The sequence below is a fragment of the Streptosporangium sp. NPDC023825 genome, from assembly GCF_040639575.1.
GTDB lineage: Bacteria > Actinomycetota > Actinomycetes > Streptosporangiales > Streptosporangiaceae > Streptosporangium.
The window spans coordinates 223,994-240,848 of record NZ_JBFAAE010000004.1; the positions used below are offsets into that span (position 1 = coordinate 223,994).

The window sequence follows — 16,855 nt, forward strand, 5'->3', positions numbered from 1 at the left end:
AAAAAAGCCCCACCACCCGAATAGCACTCGGGTGGTGGGGCTCTTTGCTAGAGGTCGACCTTGTAAACGGCTTCTCTCAGCCGCTGGTAGTTGATATTTCTTCCCTTCAGCATCTCCCAGACGCGTTTCCCTTGATCTGACAGGACCCAGGTGTACGGGTCTCCTTTTCGTCCGCGACTGTCGCTGTTAGCTACTCGGATGACCGCCTCTCTTCTAAGCAGTCTTAGCTCGTGCGCGATGACGCCGGATTTGGAGCCAGCGGCTTCTGCTAATTCAGTTGCGGGGATGCCGGTCTCCGATTCTGCTAGTACCCGGAATATCCGAACCCAGACAGGTTCGACGTAGCCAGGCATTCCGGCTTCAATCCAGGCGATCACATCAGGCAGCCAGAAGAGGATTTTCTCCTCGACGATACTTAGCGCCGCAACGGCTACTCCTGTGTCTTTGTTGACCATTGCGCATATTTCTTTGGTCGTCAGATCAGCCAGCTCCGCTACGGCTTTTACTCCGACGATCAGGTCACCGTTTGGCTTGGGCCCCGGCCGCCGGTAGCCGGCGAAGTCGAATGGCGCGTCGAGCTCAACTACCTGGGGGAGCTCATGGAGCTTGCTCATGTCCTGCTTGTAGAGCCACGTCAGAAACGGCTCGAACATGGGACACACCCAGACCTGATGCTTGTTCAGATCAGCTCGTGCGTTGCCACCGGGCCTGACCAGCACCCCTTCGCCGGTTTGCCAGTCGAGCACCCAGACGAATTCTCGCGACCAGCCGATCTGACGCATCAACGGCCGGGTGTCGTCATTACCGGGAAGCTGGCTCGGCCAGTACGCTTCATGGGTTAGTTGGCAGACCAGGAACTTTCCCCAGTTGCCATCCATGCCGGGTTGTGTAACTTCGAATACCTTTGATTCCATGTCACCTCTTTTTTCCGGCCGGACATGAAGGAGCCCTGCCCCTGAGCTACAGGAAGCAGGGCTCCGACACTTACCGGTTAAAGCACACGCAGATTTTCGGCGAATGCGATCACACGCTTGGCGTCGTCATGAGTGAGATTCATGACGTGAGTCACGCCCCGCCTCTTGGATCCACCATCAGTTGCGATGGTGAGCCTCTCCAGGTCGTCGACTTTGACCGGCTCGGTGGTGTCGTCCATGCATGCTCCTCACGTGATGAAACCCCGTCCTCCGGGGCACTACCGGAAAACGGGGTTCCACCTACGAATTGCTAGGGCGCCGGAGTGGCGGCCGGAGTCGTCGTGGGGGTGACGGTCGGGACCGGAGTGGCGGTCGGGGTGGGAGGAGTGGTCTCCTTATCCGGCGCCTTGAAGTTGGTGTCGCAGTCCCAGACCGGGTGGACGTAGCCGGGGAGCTGCTTGCAGTGAGTCCACAGCTTGCCGTTCTTGAACGAGAAGATCGGCGGGAAGCCGCCGTCCTTGCCGTCGACGCCGTCCTTCCCGTCCTTGCCGTCGACACCCGGCTTGCCCGGCTCACCCGGCTTCCCGTCCTTGCCGTCGACACCGGGCTTGCCCTGCGGGCCGGCAGGACCAGCCGGACCCGGCTTGCCGTCCTTGCCGTCAGCGCCGTCGGAGCCGTTCTGGCCGGGACCGTTGACCGTCTGAGGACCGAGGTCGACGTTCTTCAGCCAGTAGGTCTTGTACTCCTGCTTCTCACACGTCTTGGTCCTGGTGACGATGCGCGCCACCTTGGTGCCCTTGTGGACGCAGGCGTAGACGTAGGTCTTACTGCCGTCGGCGGCCGAGCTGGTCGCCGAGACGCTGGCGACCGGGCCGAGAGCGAAGGCGCCCAGGGTCATGGCGGCGGCGACGGCCAGCACGCGCTTGGCCTTGTTGAGCTGCACGGTTTGTTCTCTCCTTGCGTGGGTTTGCCCGATTTCGGGCGCGCACCCGTCACGGGTGCGCTTGGGATCCGTAACTAATGGTACGGATGAGCGCGTTGGTGCGCTCCATCCGTGGGTAGCCCTAGGGGATCGTCCTCCTTCCGTTACCTAGAAAATCGGTCAAAAGGGCATTAAGGAGCCCCTACCCGCCAAACGCGGATAGGGGCAAAGCTCCAGATTCTGGAGATGCTGCCTATTCGGAGTCTTCCTTCCGGAAGACCTGCTGCACTTCGACGTTCGCGGTGTATTCGGCGGCGTCGTGCATCTTGATGACTTTACCGCTGACGATTTCCAATGTGGCGTCCCTTCCAAAGAAGGCGAATCCCTGTCCGATCGCATTGGCGGTTACGCCGTTGACGTCCTTGCCGTGAGCGACGACGTGAAGGATGAGAGGTGATTTTCGCGTGGTCATTCCGACTCCTTTTCCGGTAACCTGCGGCTGGTCAGCCCTTCCGGCTGTTGCGGGTGGCGAGACGAATGACCACGTAGAGAAGCGCGAAGAAAATGATCAGACCGAGGCCGATAACGCCTAAGTCGCTGGGGCCGAGATTCGGCATGTGTGACTCCTTTTCTAGCTGAGGACGATGTTGGCGGAGACGAGTCGGAGCGTCGCTGGACCATCCACGTAAGCCTCACCGGCCTGGAGCAGCTTCGTCACCTTGTCGTAGTGCGCGACGTCAGAGGGTTTCTTCGTCGTCCTGTCGATCATCCGAGAGAACCAGGCCCGGTACCCATGATTGGCCGCCGTCTCCTTACTGGCCGAGAGATTTGGTCCCTGAGGGATGAGCACACCAGGTTCCTCGTCGAGCTCGGCGACGCAGATGAACCCCGACCCCAGCACGACCGGCTCCGGAGCCGCCTCAGTCTTCTTAGGGACCAGGGGAGTGCAGCGCCCGTTCTCGCCGACCTCCCAGATTCCGGGCCCCGGCAGGGATGTCCTGAGGACGTCGGCAGGGGCAGCCGTCAGGCCGAGCTGCTCCCTGATCTCCTGTCGAGCCTCCGACGTCATTGCAGTGCCAGCGGCGCGGGCGAAGGCTTCTAGCTGCTCCAGGGTGTAGATATCTTTCTGGTTGAACTGCTGCCGCGACTCGAACTGTGCGGCCACGACATCCCGAATTCGGTCCTGACGGGACTGGAAGTCGTCGGCGACCCTCACCGGGATGGTCTCCTCGGCCGCCGACTCGTCGACCGCAGGCTCAGTCTCCTCGGCTGGATTGACCTTCCGCACCGTAGAGGGGGTCACCTGCCACTTGTTCTTGTGCCCTTCCGCAGAGACGGTGATCTTCGTCCGGCCGAACTCTTCGACGGTCAGATTCAGATCATGGATCTTGAGAGGTCCCTCGAACTTGTCGTCGGCTACCTCGACTGTGTCTCCGATCGCAAGCTTTTCGCCGTCGATGTCGATGAACGCCATATTGTTGCTCCCTCTATTCCTCTTTATTAGTGTTCTTGGCTAGGAGGTAGCCCTACTGGCTTCCAGGTCTTTCCGCGTAGAACGTGGATCGTACCGTCGCTATGCATTTGCCAGATTTTTTTGTTTCCCCTCTCTCTGTAGGCTGACCACCAGCCTTCGTCATTCTCCTCGAAAAAGGTATTCTCCTTCAGTGAAAACTCGTCTTCATCTTCTGAGTTGATGAAATCCTTGTTGATTGCTGCGTCGAATTCGGGAAGTTTTTCGATCACATCACCGTAGACGTCGTAACCATCACCATCTTGGTATTCGTTGAGAGCTCGGACGATCTCTCGGATTCGCTCGGTGTCGATGTAATCACTCACTTGTGCTTCTCCTGAATTTCGGCAGCGTACACGGTGATCGTCTCTCCATCGTCCCGAACGTCGTGGGCCCAGGCGAGCCACTGATCACCGTCGTGGTAGATACCGGGGGTGTCATCCCGGCCGGTGATGATCTCGGCCTCACGATCAGCCTTCGTCTCACCGGCCACCAGAGGTTCAGCCAGCCGTGCCAGCGCCGCCCGCAGCTCATTAGTGAGGTCCTGCACGGCCACCCATCGGGCTGCATGGACATCCTGAGCGTGCCACACCTCCAGCCACTCTGCGGCCTCTGGGACCTTCTCCGCAGAGTCGACGGCGATCCACCGAACCGCCAGCCACTCACCGCAGCCGTGCGTCAGGTTGACGCTCTGAGTCTCCCCAGTGCTGGGGTCCATACTCGCCGGGCAGTCAGGGACCACCTGGACGCTCTCTTTGCAGTTCGGGCACAGCCGATACGGCCGGTCAGCCCACACGATCCACAGGGGCACGGTGACATGACTGGCGTTGGTGCCTGAAATATCGGCGACATGGGTATGGTCGGGCAGAAGCATTTGCACCTCCTTATTGATTGACGGACACCCCAGCCGCCGTCCTAGTCCAAAATTCCGGGCTAGGACGGTTGCCGGAGAACCTGTCAGCCATTAGCTCGTAGAATTTCGATCATCTTTGTGAGCTCACCACTGAATACTGTCTTGCCGTCTACCTCAACGACGATGATTCCGGGGTTAGCTATGGTGATGGTTGTGGTTCCGCCATCGAAATCGTCTCGTTCGGCCCGGAGATAACCACTGTGTGTCTCTGCGGGTTCTCCACGGTGGTAGAAGTTGAGTTTCATTGTCCGCCTGAATTTCTGGCTAGGTACGGTGGCTGGAGAACCCGTCAGGATTACTCGTCGATCCACTCAACCGTCATCGTGGTGTGAAACTCATCGTCGTTCGTTGTTCCGGCCACCCAGTCTGGGACGATGCGGAGGTTCGCTTCGCTGCCGAACAGTTGGCGAGCCTTGATCATTGCCACCTCTTCCATCCTGGCCGCTGTCTCTCCGCTGACACTTAGACGGAGTCTTCGCCGGTTGTTTTCAGACATCGTCAGTCTCCCCTGTCGTAGTAGGGGGCGTGTCCACAGTCCCCACATCTGGCTATGGTGCCGTATCCGGTTTCCTCGTAAGAGACGTTGAATCCCCGGCAGTTAGCGCACCGGTTCTTCTTGCTTATGAAGTCGTTATTCTCCCCGTGACCGGGAGCACCGTCGGCGTGGAGAAGAACGCGATAAACTCCACCCCCGTTAGCCTCTTCTGGATCGACGTACCATGGCGGGGTCCAGTTCGGGTCACGGAATTCGGCCTCGATGACGAGCGTGCCGCACATACTGCACTGGTCGTCTCCGGCGTGGGTGATTCCCATGAACACGAATCCCGCCATACGTGGTGGGGGAGAAATTTCGGCGCTAGCTTCAGACATTGCTCTCCTTATTCGTACGCTTCGTCAGGGAGGACTCGACCGTTGTCGACCGGGATCAGGACTCCCTTACGCTCCAGGTCGGTGATCGCGTTCTTGAGATCCCAGTCCTCCAGGCCGGTTGCCGGGCGAAGCAGGTAAATCGGCGCCGGCGCGATCGGCATTCCGCACCGCATGTCCAGATCGGCGAGGTACGCCACGGCCAGCAGGACCAGGCGCTCATTGGCAGTGAGGTACGGTTCGTCGTTGATTTCTGCGAACGCGCGATTCATAGCCCAGGGGATCGGGCTCTGTAGAGTCTTGATCTCAGGCATCATTCTCTCTTTCTGCGACCCTACGAAGGCCGCGCTCGTACTCCTCTAGGAGAGCGGAGAGCCGGGGGTTGTCTTTCGCCTTCTCCGTCAGAGTTGGAAGAGCCGCTTCCCAGAGGTCGAACGGCTCTTCCACTTCTTCAGGCATTGTTCTTCTCCATGGGATAGTGGCGGCAGAGGTGCATGAAGCACTCCCTGACACCGTCTCGTTCGTAGTGGTGGCCTTTCCGGCACAACCCACCGCAGATCGGGTTAGGGCAGATCTCGCCGGCGCGATTCCACTCCGTGTCTTTGATCCGGGGGATGTTCGCGCCCCAGAATTCGACGATTGCTCGGATCGACGTCGCCGACACCAGCTTCATCCACTCGAAGTTATCCAGGTTGATGAACCCGTTGATTTCTCTCGCAACGAGACGGGCATCGTCGGTGAGCCCTTCGGCGCAGTCCAGCTCCAGGCCCCAGCCCATCGAGTGTCGCTCAGCGATATCCTCTGGGCGATCAGAGCCGAGAAGAATTCGGCCCTCGTCCATGAGGGTGTGTACTCTCCATCCGTTCAGGAGGAGTGCGGCATGGGCAGGCACGATGGACTCGAAGTATTTTTCTGGAAGTTGGGTCATGCTCTTTCTCCTCGTGCTGGTGTTACTTCCTGCGGTCAACGAAGAACAGTCCTGACGCGAAATATGGAGCTTCGTCGGGGCTGTGAAGGTTATTCTTGTTTTCGAAGTGGGCTAGCTTGAAATCGGCCTTCTGGCAGGCGTCGTTAATCCACACGACGGCAGTATCGATAGCCATGTCTGGCCGGTTGTCCTGTGCGGTCATGATTTGACCTATGGCCTCATCCGTAGGAACGCCATTGACCAGGGGTATGGCCGTTAACTGCCAGTGGCCGCCGTACCGGCCGCCGGTTACGAGGATCGTCGCTATATCGTTCTTGTCGAAAGCGCCATCCGGAACTTCAAGCTCCTTGTCGACTTCATAAGACAATGGCATTTGCCCCTCCTTGTAGTAGTCCAGTGGGCATCATCGACCCCGCACATTGTCGGGGCCGATAAAACTCATTGGCGTTACTCGTCGCCCTCACCAAACATAAGCGACTCAGCGAGCGCTTCGAGGTCGGTAGGGCTGAGGTTGTTGAAGTCCATGCCGGAGTCATCGATCAGCGACAGTTCATCTTGGCGGACGATGATCCTGTACGGCTCTGGTTCTGCCTCATCGGTCCGAATTCCGGAGCGCACCTCGACCCGGCCGTCTTCGTACCTGACCATGATCGCGTCGATAGCGGTGGAGTCGACGAGCTCTCGGACGTGGTCGGGCGTGATCTTCTCCATGTTGCTCCGTGTGTTGGGTCGGTGACCGCATCGTAGTGTCGATCACCGACAGATTGGGGGGGATGAAAAAGCCCCGCCCGAGGTGGACGGGGCCCGGTAAATCGGGGGAGAGCTAGGAGAGTTCGACTTCGACCCCAGAGGAGAACAGCGAGTCATGAAGCTTGATCTTGACCGCCGTCACCCCCCTGGGCAGGTCGAACAGGATGACGCCGTTGACGCTGTTGCCGGGGTTGATCTGCTCGTACAGGCTCTTGGAGCTCTCCAGGTAGAGAGCTGCCTCGCTGTCGGCCTTGTACTCCCTTCCCTTGGCGTCGTAGACCTTCTGAGCCTCGCCGAAGAACGTCTGAGCCTCATCAGCGATGTTCTTGACGGTCACTCGGACCAGGAGGAACTCGCCCTGGGCCTTCTTGTTGAGGAACTCGCTGCCGACCTCGGTTTTCTTCTCGGTCTTGGTGACCTTGAAGGCGAACTTCCCGTCCTTGACGACGTCGCCCATGCCGGGCTCTGATGCCTTGGCCGGCTTCGGCTTGGTCGACTTGCCGCCGCTGGACTTGCCGGCACTGGGCTCGTCGACGGTCGTGGTGTCCGTGCCGCCGGACACGAGTGCCACACAGCTGCCCAGGGCGATGACGGAGATGATGAGTGCGGCCAGGATCTTGAGGCCGGTGCGCTTCTTCTTGGGGGGCTGCTGGGGGTAGTGGCCGTAGGGCTGGTTCGGGTGCATGGTGGTGCCTCTCTTGCGTGGGTGTTGAAAATCGGGGGAATGGTTAGTCTGTACTCTCGACGAAGCGCACCGCGCCGGAGTACTGAAGGTGTTCGGCGATGACGTCGACCACGGCCTCTTCCTTCGTGTCCCTGGGCTTAGACCCGAGCCCGAGCCGGCCGCCGTTGAGCCTGCCGGGCGCCTTCGTGAAGTGGTAACCGAGCCACTTGCCGTCGTCGTCCTGTTGCACCTGGCCGACGCGGGCATTGCCGGGCAGAGGCACCACCTGGTAGAAGGTCACCTCTGGTGAGGGCCCACGCATCCGGTACTGCTGCTCCGTGTGTTCTGACAGCGTGTAGGGGACCGGGTTCTGCCTGACATGCTCGCGAACGATCTCGGCGAGCTCCAGCTGCTCGGCGACGAATCGGCCGATCGCTTCCTGTTCCTTGTCGGTGTAGTCCCGGCGCTGAAACACCAGGTCTATGATCTTCGGGACTTTCACGGTCACTCCTTATGTGGCCTGAAATCCGGGGGGTTAGGCGGTGTGCCCTTCCTTCTAAGGACTAGTGCCGATCTAACGTGCGTGCTTCTCGCTAGCTGTGCATCACCTGTCGCCAGCTCGATAAGAGATACTGCCAGGTGTAGCGCCTCCTCCGGGCTCAGCTCCAGATTCTTGGCGTGCATATCGCTGAGTTGGCCGTTTGTTGCGCGGAGTCTAAGAGTGCCGTCTCCGAGTCGTCGTAACTGTGCGGCACCTTGCTTGAAGTCGAAATTTCGGTGCTGACTCACGATCCTTTCAGTTCCAGTTCCTGTAGACGGCTGTAGTAGGAATTCACGTCTACGTCGTGGTAGCTGACATCCTCACTTCTGCCTGAACCTCCGCAGACGGGACAGGTGATGGTATTACCCGCCATCGGCTTACCCTCGGATTCGGCTCTTTCGCTGACGGTCTCCTCTCCCCAGCAGGCGTCACATTTACCGGCGGCCGACATATGAGACGTCACTGTGTAGCTGTCCCGAGCCAGCTTTCCGCATCGGCACACGACTACCAGGGGCCGGCCGTCCGTGCTTACGCGTTCGAACCAGTGGAAAATGTCCGGCCCGAATTCGGCCAGTTTCTTGAGGCTTCCGTCCTGCTGAGCCTCGTAGATGGTTGCTGTGCCGTCCCTTCGGTTGACCTCAGAAGCGGTATCTTCAGCCTCGCTATATCTGGAATGGGCGAATTTATGTTCTGGTTGTCCGGGGTGCTGAAAGATCACCCGGTAAGGTCTAGGTATTCCCATTGGTGTTACTCCTCTGTTGCAGTGCAGACGATCCGGACTGAAAATCGGCCCTGGGCGAGGGCGTAACAGATGTCCACTATGAGACGGTTCTGCTCTTTGACGGTTTGATATGATTCGTGCGTCTCGCCTGTGCGGGGGTCGATCCACACAGACAGATCAAGAGCCGCTTTCCCTCTCGTGCCGGTATTGTTCTTCTCGCCGTACTGTGTAGCGATACGTGGCGGAGGGGGAATTAATCCGGAAACTACCTCCCTCACCAGTGCCCTGATCGCATCAGTTCTGTTTGAAAGCATTCCTCTCTGTACGGTCCTTAAAGCCGCCTCCCAGATCTCAGGGGGAATTGCGAACGCGTGCTCTTTCCTATGCATGGTTACCTCCTTCTAGCTGACGTCGCTACCGGCCCCGAAATTCGAGGCCGGCACCGAGACCAGCTAGTTTTTAGGCTTCTCGTGGTGTGTGGTGCAGTATCCCCGGAGGGACCGATCGTCGGCGGTCACGCCACAGTATTCCGTCTCGTTGGGCGGCCCGGAGGTCTGATAGGTGCACAGACCGCGCCGGTACAGCTTCGCGGTCGGGAGCTCTTGACCTTCGATGCCGTGGAACAGGTTGTAGAGCTCGTCGGGGATGGTTCGGACGTCGGGTTGCTTGATGACCTCACTCAGTCGCATGGATTCGGACCTCTCTTGCGTGGGTGTGCCCTAGCGTCCTAGCAGGGCATCGCTACGGCCGGACCCGCACCCCCGATAGGTAACGGGTCCGGCCGCACCGGACTAGCTAGGACTGCTCTGGACCCAATCCTCAGCGCGGTCGATGATCTCGCGCGCCAGCTGGGTGATCTGAGTCCTGACCGGCTCCCACGGCTCGTCATGCATGGTGACGAGGCCAAGACGCCGGATAACCTCGGCATCGATCCTTGAGGCCAGCGCCGAGGCTTCGTGCGCTGGGTTGATGAAGATCACCCCTGTGCCGATCGTCAGGAGGATCTTCTCGGCGGCACGAACGATCGGGCCCCGAGCGGCGTGCTCGGTGTCGGTCACCATCTCCTGGATCAGCTCTGCGCATGCTGTGATCCTCCCGGCCGCCCATTCGAGCTTTCTGGTGGAGGGCGCCGGAGGCGGGGGAGTCTGGACCTCGTCTACCTGCGTAGTCATGGATGGGTCTCCTCTTGCGTGGGTGGTACAACTATGCCCGCCGGCCGGGGAACGTGTGGCCGTAGGTCAGATGGAACGTGCAGTCACCGGTTAAGGACGCCGGATCGCTGCCCTCAGGGCAGTAGACGTCAGGATCAACAGCGGTCAGCGTGGAACACAGCCCTTGCTCGTACCTGGCTGCCTCTTCTGCTGTGAGCTTCCCGACTAGGTGAGCCGGCAGAATTCGGGGCTGACCCTGAAGGGTCTTAGGGGCCCTCATAGCCCCTCTTCCCTGTGGTCGTCTATCCATAGCGGTGCTCAGTGCAGTGACCCCAAATGCTGTTTGAGTTTTCAGGCTCCCCGCAGTGCGTAATGCGCGGGTATTTACCTACATCCATAGGACACAGCCCAGCCTCGTAGAGAGCTCGCTCCCGCTCGGTATACCGAGTCGCGTACACTTCGGGCAGATCGCGAGTCTTCATGCTCGCGATCTTTTCTCTTGTCAGTTCACCGTGAGGTTCGGTGTAGATGAATGACATGACCCTTACCTATCCTCTTGCGTGGGGGGGATCGGCTGACCTTCCGGCATCCCGGTGTCTTGGCCGATTTTGAGCATGAAAAAGCCGGGCCCTCGGTGGAGAACCCGGCCTGGAAAACGGGGGAAGAGCTAGAGGTTCTTCCATTCTCCCTTGTCGTTCTTGTACTGAATATCCGTACACCCAGCGTTGCGGGCTCCGAATCCGGAGAGGGGGGCGAATTCCCACTCGATGCATTCATCCGATGCTGCTTCCGGACTGCCGTCGGCGGGGCCGATGATGCGCCCGGTGTAATAGAGCTCGCCGTCGTCGTCCAGCATGCGAAACTTCTCACCCTTACCGGCCTTGAGCTGAGCCTTAATCTCGGGGGAGATTCGGCGCGGTCCCATGGTCCCGGTGTCATTCCGCTCTTCAAAGCCGGAATTCGGGTTGTACAGGTGGTCTTTGTCGATGATCCAGCCGTAAGCAGCGTAGTCACTCATGGTCTTACCTTTCTACAGGGGCTAACGGACACTCCAGCCGCCCCGTGCCAGCCCCGAAATTCTGGGCTGGCACGGTTGCCGGGGAACCCGTTAGCTCTTGACGGTCTGTCCGGTGTTCTGAGTGTCGGCAGCATAGAGAGCGCCTAGAGCGAAGTAGACGACACGTTCTGACTGGCCGAAATCACCAGCAGCCGGGAACACCTTCATGCCGAGAGGTGTTTCTGCCCTGAGATCGATTCTGCCGTCTTCGTTCTCGCCGATGATGAGATAGCCGATCAAGCGAAGCTTGTCGTTGTACACGCCGTAGGACATCAAGCCGGGGGACCGACGAAGGGTGTACTTCTCCTCCGTCCAGGCAGCGTCATACCGCTCCGCTTCCTTGATGCCGAACACCTTCTCAAGTGCGGCGATCATGGTCCTGTCTCGATTGTCGAGTGCCTTCATGGGCTTCATGGTTTTACCTCTTTCTGTGGTTTTTGGTTAGAACTGTGAGTTCTTGCGGAAAACGGCGATCTCCCCAGACCTGAGCTCTATCACGCTGTAGTCCTGAGCGATGCCGCGTCCTGCCTTGTCCCAGTCGATGCAGGTGAACAGCCAGTTAGGCACTCCGTCTTCGTCGGCCCGCCACTGGGCGAATTCGGCATAGGTGCCGAACGTGCCCTGCCAGACCTCCGCGAACCTCTCCGGCATCTTGTCGGGGAGCCCGTGAGCCAGCTCTCCAGCCGCCAGGAGCCAGGCCATGAACGCGCCGGGGGACTGCTGCTCTTCGGCGATCTGGGCGAGCTTCCAGATGTAAGCCAGGGACAGGCCGAACAGGTCGTTACCCTCCCACGCGTCACCGCTGTCCTTGAGCCTGTAGGCGTCTCCGAACGTCTCCCGAATCTCAGCCTTAGCCTCGGCCAGGTCGTCGTTGAGAACGTCGTACGTGAGCTCGTCATGCGGCTGTCCGCCGCGTGCCGCCGTGATGGTGATCTCATACTCAGACATGGTGTTGCCTCTCTTGTGTGGGTTTAGTGGGACTGGACGCGAGCCCGAACTCCCCCTACGGAATTCGGGCCCCATCCGGACCCGCTAAGAGTCCTGGTCTGCCAGTGCTTCAGGGGTGAGCAGCCAGAGCTCTACCCGTCGCAGGTGTCCATTCTTTATGGTGGTTTGAGACAGGCTGCTTTCCATGGCAACCCACGTTGCACCGTTGGGGTTTGGTAGGGCGTTGAGATCCTTAAGAGCGTTCTCGATAATGGCACCGTCGTTCATGATTCCTCTTTCTCTTTCGTGGGGGACAGGATTTCCCGAATGAATTCGATGGCCTTTTCCGGATCTTTGGTATCGATACCCGCATATTCTCCTTCCTCGCAACACTCGTAACGGTCACTGTCTATGAGTACTACTACCTTCCCCGATGAATGCGGAATGTAAAGGACTTCGGTACCCATGCGGATAGTAGCGGCTCTATGTGCTGTGGCTATCTCGGCTTCGTCGAGAAGCTTTCGGAACGCAGCCACCGTTTGCTTAGGGGTCACTTCCATACCTCCGAAAATCGGGCCCTAGCAGATGAACACGTAATGCTTATGTGTATCGGGGTAGTTCTCGCAGACGTAGGAGTTAGGCCGTTCGTCGCTCTCGTCTAGCTGCCATTTCGATTTGATACCCGTAGGGACTTCGGCATTCAGTAAAGGGGTTGCTTCCTCTGCCGTGAGGCGGGTACAGACCACGGCACCGAATACCGATACGCGTAGAACTTCGAAGTCAGCCGGATTTTCTGTCATATCTCCTCTTAGAAATCGGGCCCTAAGCCGGCCGGTTAGAGCATGCCGGACACGGCCTGTTATAGACGTGCTCCCTGCCGTCGACAGGCATCGGAGCGACGGCGTACCCCTGGTCGTACCATTCCCGCATCTTGCGCTGTGCGCGTTCGACGGCGGAACCGTTCGCACTGTCGTTGCGGACATGAACGGTTTCCTTCGTGGTTACTTGGAAGTGTTCGGGTAGTAGATCAGACACCTTGACCCGGTAGTGCTTTTCACCTGATGGGAATTCGTCGTCGATCTCGGCGAGATGTTCAGGGATGAAGACGCAGACAAGGCCGTCCCCGTATCCCGTGCTCTGTCCGTATAGATGGGTGGAGAAGTACGCTTCTTGCGTGTTCTCTTCAGAGGTCATGCGACGTTCACGCTCGATCTGTTCTGCGCTCTCAAGCGTGGTGCGGTGATACAGCTTCAACAACGCCACTGTGGTACTCCTCTTTCTCGAAAATCGGCGCCAACTATCTAGCTGACATCGGTACCGACGTATACCTAATGGGGTAGACGCCGGCACCGGACCGGCTAGGGGTCAGATATCGAAATCGGTTTCGTGCATGTAGTCGTCGAACTTCCCGCCGAGAAAAAGCCGCAGCTTTTCGATCATGGCGAGGTTTTCGTTATACACCTTCCATGCTTTGTCGACGTGGTCCCACATGTCACTTTCAGAGCGAAACCTATGGATGTCAACCTCGTAACACTGCCGTGCCCAGTCGGGGAAGTTTTCGCTACTGATGATGCCGGTAGCTTTGGAGACCAGGGCGGCGAACACATCCTTGACATCAGGGCGGGTCATTCCGTTACTGACAGACCCCGTGTGTTCTACCGTGATGTTTGTTCCGTGAAGATTGGTCGCAAGCAGGAGACTCCACGTGTAGCGCTGTCCGTCTTCGTCTCTGGGGTTGTCGACGACCTTAGAGAGTTCCTTGCCTTCCCATTCGAACATGATCCGAATGCCATCCTCTGCCATGCGCTCGGAGAGGGTAGGGGAGTCAGTCATTGGTGGTGCCTCTCTTTGTGGGGGCCCGTATGGGCCTAGCTGACATCGCTACCAGCCCCGAATTTCGGGACTGGCACCGGATCGGCTAGGAAGGGGGACGGTGGTCGTTGCCGTTGTTCTCCTCACACTCTTCGCTGTCACTGTCGGTGGTACGCCACGTCTGCTCTGAGTCCAGCTTGATTTCCTTGTCACAGTGAATGCAGTTCGCGCCGTTCATGCCGCTGAACCATTCCTCGCAGAAGAGCACGAATGCTCGCATCTCAGAGGGCAGGGTTATCTTTCCCGTGGCGAGGTCACGAACACCGATGTTCACGTCACCCTCAGGGCCATAGCCGTTGACTCGAATCTGTGACGTACCGGGCTTCCAGGTGAACGCCACATCGCGGTAGGTGTACCAGTAGAAGCGGGTACCGTCGCCATCCTTGACGAACTGGTAGTTTTTGTTCTCACACTTGCCGTTCTTGTGGCGCGCCTCTCTCGGCGCGGTAGGGTCATCGCTGACGGTGCGTGAAGTCATGTCGCCCTTGATTTCGCCGCCGCAGAATCCGCACGTGTAGTACTTAGGCATGGCCTTACCTCGTATTCGATAGATGGTGAATGGGAGCCCTAACGGGTTAGGCGTGAGCCCGAATTTCAGCACCGAGATTCGGACTCCACTTAAGGCCGTTAGGACTCGGCGAGTCGCTCCGTATTGTCGTCGTAGTAGTGCTCTCCAACCTTGCGCCATTCGACATACAGGAGAGCATTCCGGAAGATTTGCCCGGCCAGTGTGTTCTCGTCCTTCAGGTTGTCCGTCAAGTCGTTGACGAGATCTTGGACGGCATCACCGACGAGTCGGTGATAGCTCACGGCGTCGTACCGGCTCTCTTCGGGGTTGTCCTTGTCGTACCCATTCTCTGAAAGCACTTCGATGGTTCGCTCGTTCACGGCGTCATACAGGCTCTCGTCGTTGTCGAAAATCTGGATCAGGTCGTCAGTCATGGTGTGTTCCTCTCGTCTGTGTGCAGCATAGTGAGCCCTACCGACAGAGGCAGGGGTGTTGCGAGTCTCTGTCCTAGCAGACTCCCCGCGACACCGTGCCAGAGCCCAGATTTCGGGCCGGCACGGTGACCAGAGGCACGGCTAGGCGTCTGCCGGCTCACGTGTGGGGATGCACTGCCACATGTCCCATGCTTGCCAGCGTGCGTACTCGTCATCGATGAAGTACGGGGATGTGTAGTCGCCGGTAAGATCCATCTCGGTAAGAACTATGCCGATACTGGCAGACTCTACAACTTCGTAGTCTGCACACTCTTCCATGCCGACGTGATCAGGACACGTGCGATATACGGTCATGACCCATGCCCGATATTTACCAGCGAAATACTTGGCTAGGTCATCTTCCGAATAGCCGATGTAATCTCTCGGATAGTTCCTGTCTTCTTCGACGCGCACCACGTAGTCAGTAGTGCGTGCCATCAGCTGACGTCGCCGGTTGGCTGACTGTGTCATTCGAACGTGCTTGATAGTCATGATGTTCTCTCTTGCGTGGGGTTGTGAGACTGTCAGGCCATAGGACGGGCCCCGTTTTCCCCCTCCGAGAATTCGGGGCCCGCGATATGGTCAGGCAGGCTAGAAACCGATGCGCCTAGGATCGATGCCCATTTCTAGGGCGTATATCTCTTCTGCCCGATCGACTATGAGTAGCTCCATCTTCACGTGTGAGAATCCGGGGCTAAGTCCGTAGATCTCTTTGACCACGGGTAGCGCGTTCGCTCGCGCTTTCCTCTCAGTGTTTCGCCACGTGCGGACAATTGCAGGATGCAACCCCTTGCGGATTGCCGTCTCACGACCGACCATGCACCGTGCAGCGCGATCGATCAGCTTGTCCAGCCCGACACCGGGAACGGTAATGGTCATGTCTGATCCGAGATGTTGACGTCCAGCCACGTAGACAGACCAGGAACCCATTCGTTCCGCTGGTTCTGCCAGCAGTAGGCATATTCGCCGGATCGGTCGTACAAGTGGACGGTGTAATCGGTGACGCACAGATAGCCGGCGACATAGGCGCCAATCATCACTACCTTGTCGAATAACGTTTCTTCGTGGTCCGTTACCTCTACGGTGACCGTGAATCGCTCGGTTTCGAAAGTCTCGGTAAGAGCCGGGGAACGTCCACCCATGTGGATAAGCATGGTTCTACCTCTTGCGTGGGGTTGTGGTGGTGCTGGTTTTCGGGCACGAAAAAGGGAGCCGGGTGGAAAGTCCGGCCCCCTACGAAGAACGGCTAGTGGTTACTCGTCATCCTCTGACAAGTGCTCGCACGCGTCCCCTGCCTCACACAGCCACACGTACAGCCGTGAGTTGCGGGAGATGTCCAGCGGGAACATCTCGCCGACCAGCTTGAGAACCCTCTCCGGCCAGAGTGCCGGGTTTTCCTTATACACGGGCGCATCCAGCTTGTCGGTCTCATCGAAGTTCATACGCGCGTGGTCCAGCTCTTCCGAGCGGGCCCATTCGGTGAGGGCATCGCGCGATGCGTCCAGCTCGTTGCCGTCGTTGCCTGCCTCACGGGCTTGCTTGGCAACGTCGCGCATGGCGGTAGCCGACTCGTAAGCCGATTCCGCGCATCGCTTCAGTTCGTCTGAGACCTGATCGGCGAGTCCGCCGCTACCGGTCACCTCGGTAGCCGTGCCGAATTCGTTGTACCCGTCGGGACCGTGACCGGTGAGGCCGGTAGCGATGTGCCAGTGCGTAGCGTTCTCAGTCATGGTTGTTGCCTCTCTTGTGGTTGGACTAGGTCACCCTAGCTATGAAGGGGTCCGACGTTCCTGCCGAATTTCGGGCCCCATCAAAGCTGAATGGTCTAGAGCATTGCCAGTTGTGCCTCTGTCAGGGGCTCGCGATCGTCTTCGGTGTTCTGGCAGGCACACTCAAGGCCGTGCCAAAGGAAGTCACCGCAACCGACGCACCAGACGTCATAATTGGTTTCACTACCTCCCGGCCATGCGCCCCATGAGTAGGTGTTTCCCTCCCTGTCGGTGTGCTCTCCGGCGTCCGAAACTGCGATTCCGGTGATCTCCAGGATTTTGCGAGCCATGCAGTCGAATGAGCAGAAGTAACGAACGTCTTCGGTCTGTCCGTTGCGACCGCTGGTAAGGATGTGAGTCGTCATGGT

The 16,855-nt window shown here is 58.6% G+C and carries 33 protein-coding genes; all 33 read right to left on the minus strand.

Annotated elements, in window-relative coordinates; all coding sequences use genetic code 11:
- Nucleotides 1-47: 47 nt before the first annotated feature.
- Nucleotides 48-914, minus strand: coding sequence for a hypothetical protein (locus AB0G15_RS05675; protein WP_362835674.1), 867 nt, complete (start codon nt 912-914; stop codon nt 48-50).
- A gap of 77 nt (nt 915-991) precedes the next feature.
- Nucleotides 992-1,153: a hypothetical protein gene (locus AB0G15_RS05680; RefSeq protein WP_362835676.1), complete on the minus strand. Its 162-nt coding sequence runs from the start codon at nt 1,151-1,153 to the stop codon at nt 992-994.
- A 71-nt stretch (nt 1,154-1,224) separates the two neighbouring features.
- A complete protein-coding gene (locus AB0G15_RS05685; protein ID WP_362835678.1) occupies nt 1,225-1,857 on the minus strand; it encodes a hypothetical protein in 633 nt (210 codons plus the stop codon).
- Nucleotides 1,858-2,089: 232 nt separating this feature from the next.
- Nucleotides 2,090-2,308: a hypothetical protein gene (locus tag AB0G15_RS05690; RefSeq protein WP_362835680.1), complete on the minus strand. Its 219-nt coding sequence runs from the start codon at nt 2,306-2,308 to the stop codon at nt 2,090-2,092.
- Nucleotides 2,309-2,467: 159 nt separating this feature from the next.
- On the minus strand, nt 2,468-3,310 hold the full coding sequence (locus tag AB0G15_RS05695; RefSeq protein ID WP_362835682.1) for a hypothetical protein: 843 nt from the start codon (nt 3,308-3,310) through the stop codon (nt 2,468-2,470).
- A 26-nt stretch (nt 3,311-3,336) separates the two neighbouring features.
- Nucleotides 3,337-3,672, minus strand: a complete 336-nt coding sequence (locus AB0G15_RS05700; RefSeq protein ID WP_362835684.1) for a hypothetical protein — start codon at nt 3,670-3,672, stop codon at nt 3,337-3,339.
- Nucleotides 3,669-4,220: a hypothetical protein gene (locus tag AB0G15_RS05705; RefSeq protein WP_362835686.1), complete on the minus strand. Its 552-nt coding sequence runs from the start codon at nt 4,218-4,220 to the stop codon at nt 3,669-3,671. Before AB0G15_RS05705 ends, AB0G15_RS05700 begins: the two co-directional genes overlap by 4 nt.
- Nucleotides 4,221-4,554: 334 nt before the next feature.
- Nucleotides 4,555-4,755, minus strand: coding sequence for a hypothetical protein (locus AB0G15_RS05710; protein ID WP_362835688.1), 201 nt, complete (start codon nt 4,753-4,755; stop codon nt 4,555-4,557).
- A 2-nt stretch (nt 4,756-4,757) separates the two neighbouring features.
- Nucleotides 4,758-5,129 carry a hypothetical protein gene (locus AB0G15_RS05715; RefSeq protein WP_362835690.1) on the minus strand — a complete coding sequence of 124 codons (372 nt, stop codon included), beginning with the start codon at nt 5,127-5,129 and terminating at the stop codon, nt 4,758-4,760.
- A gap of 8 nt (nt 5,130-5,137) precedes the next feature.
- Nucleotides 5,138-5,440: a hypothetical protein gene (locus tag AB0G15_RS05720; protein ID WP_362835692.1), complete on the minus strand. Its 303-nt coding sequence runs from the start codon at nt 5,438-5,440 to the stop codon at nt 5,138-5,140.
- Entirely contained in the window at nt 5,433-5,585 is a 153-nt protein-coding gene (locus tag AB0G15_RS05725) for a hypothetical protein (RefSeq protein WP_362835694.1), read from the minus strand. Before AB0G15_RS05725 ends, AB0G15_RS05720 begins: the two co-directional genes overlap by 8 nt.
- On the minus strand, nt 5,578-6,054 hold the full coding sequence (locus AB0G15_RS05730) for a hypothetical protein (RefSeq protein WP_362835696.1): 477 nt from the start codon (nt 6,052-6,054) through the stop codon (nt 5,578-5,580). The genes AB0G15_RS05725 and AB0G15_RS05730 overlap by 8 nt, the downstream gene beginning before the upstream one ends.
- A gap of 22 nt (nt 6,055-6,076) precedes the next feature.
- Nucleotides 6,077-6,427, minus strand: a complete 351-nt coding sequence (locus tag AB0G15_RS05735; protein WP_362835698.1) for a hypothetical protein — start codon at nt 6,425-6,427, stop codon at nt 6,077-6,079.
- A gap of 74 nt (nt 6,428-6,501) precedes the next feature.
- Nucleotides 6,502-6,765, minus strand: a complete 264-nt coding sequence (locus tag AB0G15_RS05740; RefSeq protein WP_362835700.1) for a hypothetical protein — start codon at nt 6,763-6,765, stop codon at nt 6,502-6,504.
- A 112-nt stretch (nt 6,766-6,877) separates the two neighbouring features.
- Complete coding sequence (locus AB0G15_RS05745) at nt 6,878-7,489, minus strand: DUF4352 domain-containing protein (protein WP_362835702.1); 612 nt, start codon at nt 7,487-7,489, stop codon at nt 6,878-6,880.
- 43 nt (nt 7,490-7,532) lie between these two features.
- On the minus strand, nt 7,533-7,970 hold the full coding sequence (locus tag AB0G15_RS05750; protein WP_362835704.1) for a hypothetical protein: 438 nt from the start codon (nt 7,968-7,970) through the stop codon (nt 7,533-7,535).
- 283 nt (nt 7,971-8,253) lie between these two features.
- Nucleotides 8,254-8,727, minus strand: a complete 474-nt coding sequence (locus AB0G15_RS05755; RefSeq protein ID WP_362835706.1) for a hypothetical protein — start codon at nt 8,725-8,727, stop codon at nt 8,254-8,256.
- A 29-nt stretch (nt 8,728-8,756) separates the two neighbouring features.
- Nucleotides 8,757-9,119, minus strand: coding sequence for a hypothetical protein (locus AB0G15_RS05760; protein ID WP_362835708.1), 363 nt, complete (start codon nt 9,117-9,119; stop codon nt 8,757-8,759).
- A gap of 63 nt (nt 9,120-9,182) precedes the next feature.
- Complete coding sequence (locus AB0G15_RS05765) at nt 9,183-9,419, minus strand: hypothetical protein (protein ID WP_362835710.1); 237 nt, start codon at nt 9,417-9,419, stop codon at nt 9,183-9,185.
- 102 nt (nt 9,420-9,521) lie between these two features.
- Nucleotides 9,522-9,902: a hypothetical protein gene (locus tag AB0G15_RS05770; RefSeq protein ID WP_362835712.1), complete on the minus strand. Its 381-nt coding sequence runs from the start codon at nt 9,900-9,902 to the stop codon at nt 9,522-9,524.
- 646 nt (nt 9,903-10,548) lie between these two features.
- Nucleotides 10,549-10,899 carry a hypothetical protein gene (locus AB0G15_RS05775; RefSeq protein WP_362835714.1) on the minus strand — a complete coding sequence of 117 codons (351 nt, stop codon included), beginning with the start codon at nt 10,897-10,899 and terminating at the stop codon, nt 10,549-10,551.
- Nucleotides 10,900-10,989: 90 nt separating this feature from the next.
- Nucleotides 10,990-11,343 (minus strand): hypothetical protein, encoded by a 354-nt coding sequence (locus tag AB0G15_RS05780; protein ID WP_362835716.1) that lies wholly within the window; start codon nt 11,341-11,343, stop codon nt 10,990-10,992.
- Between the two features lie 36 nt (nt 11,344-11,379).
- Nucleotides 11,380-11,886, minus strand: coding sequence for a hypothetical protein (locus AB0G15_RS05785; RefSeq protein ID WP_362835718.1), 507 nt, complete (start codon nt 11,884-11,886; stop codon nt 11,380-11,382).
- An 84-nt stretch (nt 11,887-11,970) separates the two neighbouring features.
- On the minus strand, nt 11,971-12,153 hold the full coding sequence (locus tag AB0G15_RS05790) for a hypothetical protein (protein WP_362835720.1): 183 nt from the start codon (nt 12,151-12,153) through the stop codon (nt 11,971-11,973).
- The gene (locus AB0G15_RS05795) at nt 12,150-12,425 is read right to left on the minus strand and encodes a hypothetical protein (RefSeq protein WP_362835722.1); all 276 of its coding nucleotides are present in this window, start codon (nt 12,423-12,425) and stop codon (nt 12,150-12,152) included. Before AB0G15_RS05795 ends, AB0G15_RS05790 begins: the two co-directional genes overlap by 4 nt.
- Nucleotides 12,426-12,687: 262 nt before the next feature.
- Complete coding sequence (locus AB0G15_RS05800) at nt 12,688-13,128, minus strand: hypothetical protein (RefSeq protein ID WP_362835724.1); 441 nt, start codon at nt 13,126-13,128, stop codon at nt 12,688-12,690.
- A gap of 102 nt (nt 13,129-13,230) precedes the next feature.
- Nucleotides 13,231-13,668 (minus strand): hypothetical protein, encoded by a 438-nt coding sequence (locus AB0G15_RS05805; RefSeq protein ID WP_362835726.1) that lies wholly within the window; start codon nt 13,666-13,668, stop codon nt 13,231-13,233.
- Between the two features lie 115 nt (nt 13,669-13,783).
- On the minus strand, nt 13,784-14,266 hold the full coding sequence (locus AB0G15_RS05810; protein ID WP_362835728.1) for a hypothetical protein: 483 nt from the start codon (nt 14,264-14,266) through the stop codon (nt 13,784-13,786).
- 98 nt (nt 14,267-14,364) lie between these two features.
- Nucleotides 14,365-14,679, minus strand: coding sequence for a hypothetical protein (locus AB0G15_RS05815; protein WP_362835730.1), 315 nt, complete (start codon nt 14,677-14,679; stop codon nt 14,365-14,367).
- 141 nt (nt 14,680-14,820) lie between these two features.
- A complete protein-coding gene (locus tag AB0G15_RS05820) occupies nt 14,821-15,210 on the minus strand; it encodes a hypothetical protein (RefSeq protein ID WP_362835732.1) in 390 nt (129 codons plus the stop codon).
- Between the two features lie 383 nt (nt 15,211-15,593).
- Entirely contained in the window at nt 15,594-15,872 is a 279-nt protein-coding gene (locus tag AB0G15_RS05825) for a hypothetical protein (RefSeq protein ID WP_362835734.1), read from the minus strand.
- A gap of 99 nt (nt 15,873-15,971) precedes the next feature.
- The gene (locus AB0G15_RS05830; protein WP_362835736.1) at nt 15,972-16,448 is read right to left on the minus strand and encodes a hypothetical protein; all 477 of its coding nucleotides are present in this window, start codon (nt 16,446-16,448) and stop codon (nt 15,972-15,974) included.
- A 95-nt stretch (nt 16,449-16,543) separates the two neighbouring features.
- On the minus strand, nt 16,544-16,852 hold the full coding sequence (locus tag AB0G15_RS05835; RefSeq protein ID WP_362835738.1) for a hypothetical protein: 309 nt from the start codon (nt 16,850-16,852) through the stop codon (nt 16,544-16,546).
- Nucleotides 16,853-16,855 lie beyond the last annotated feature (3 nt).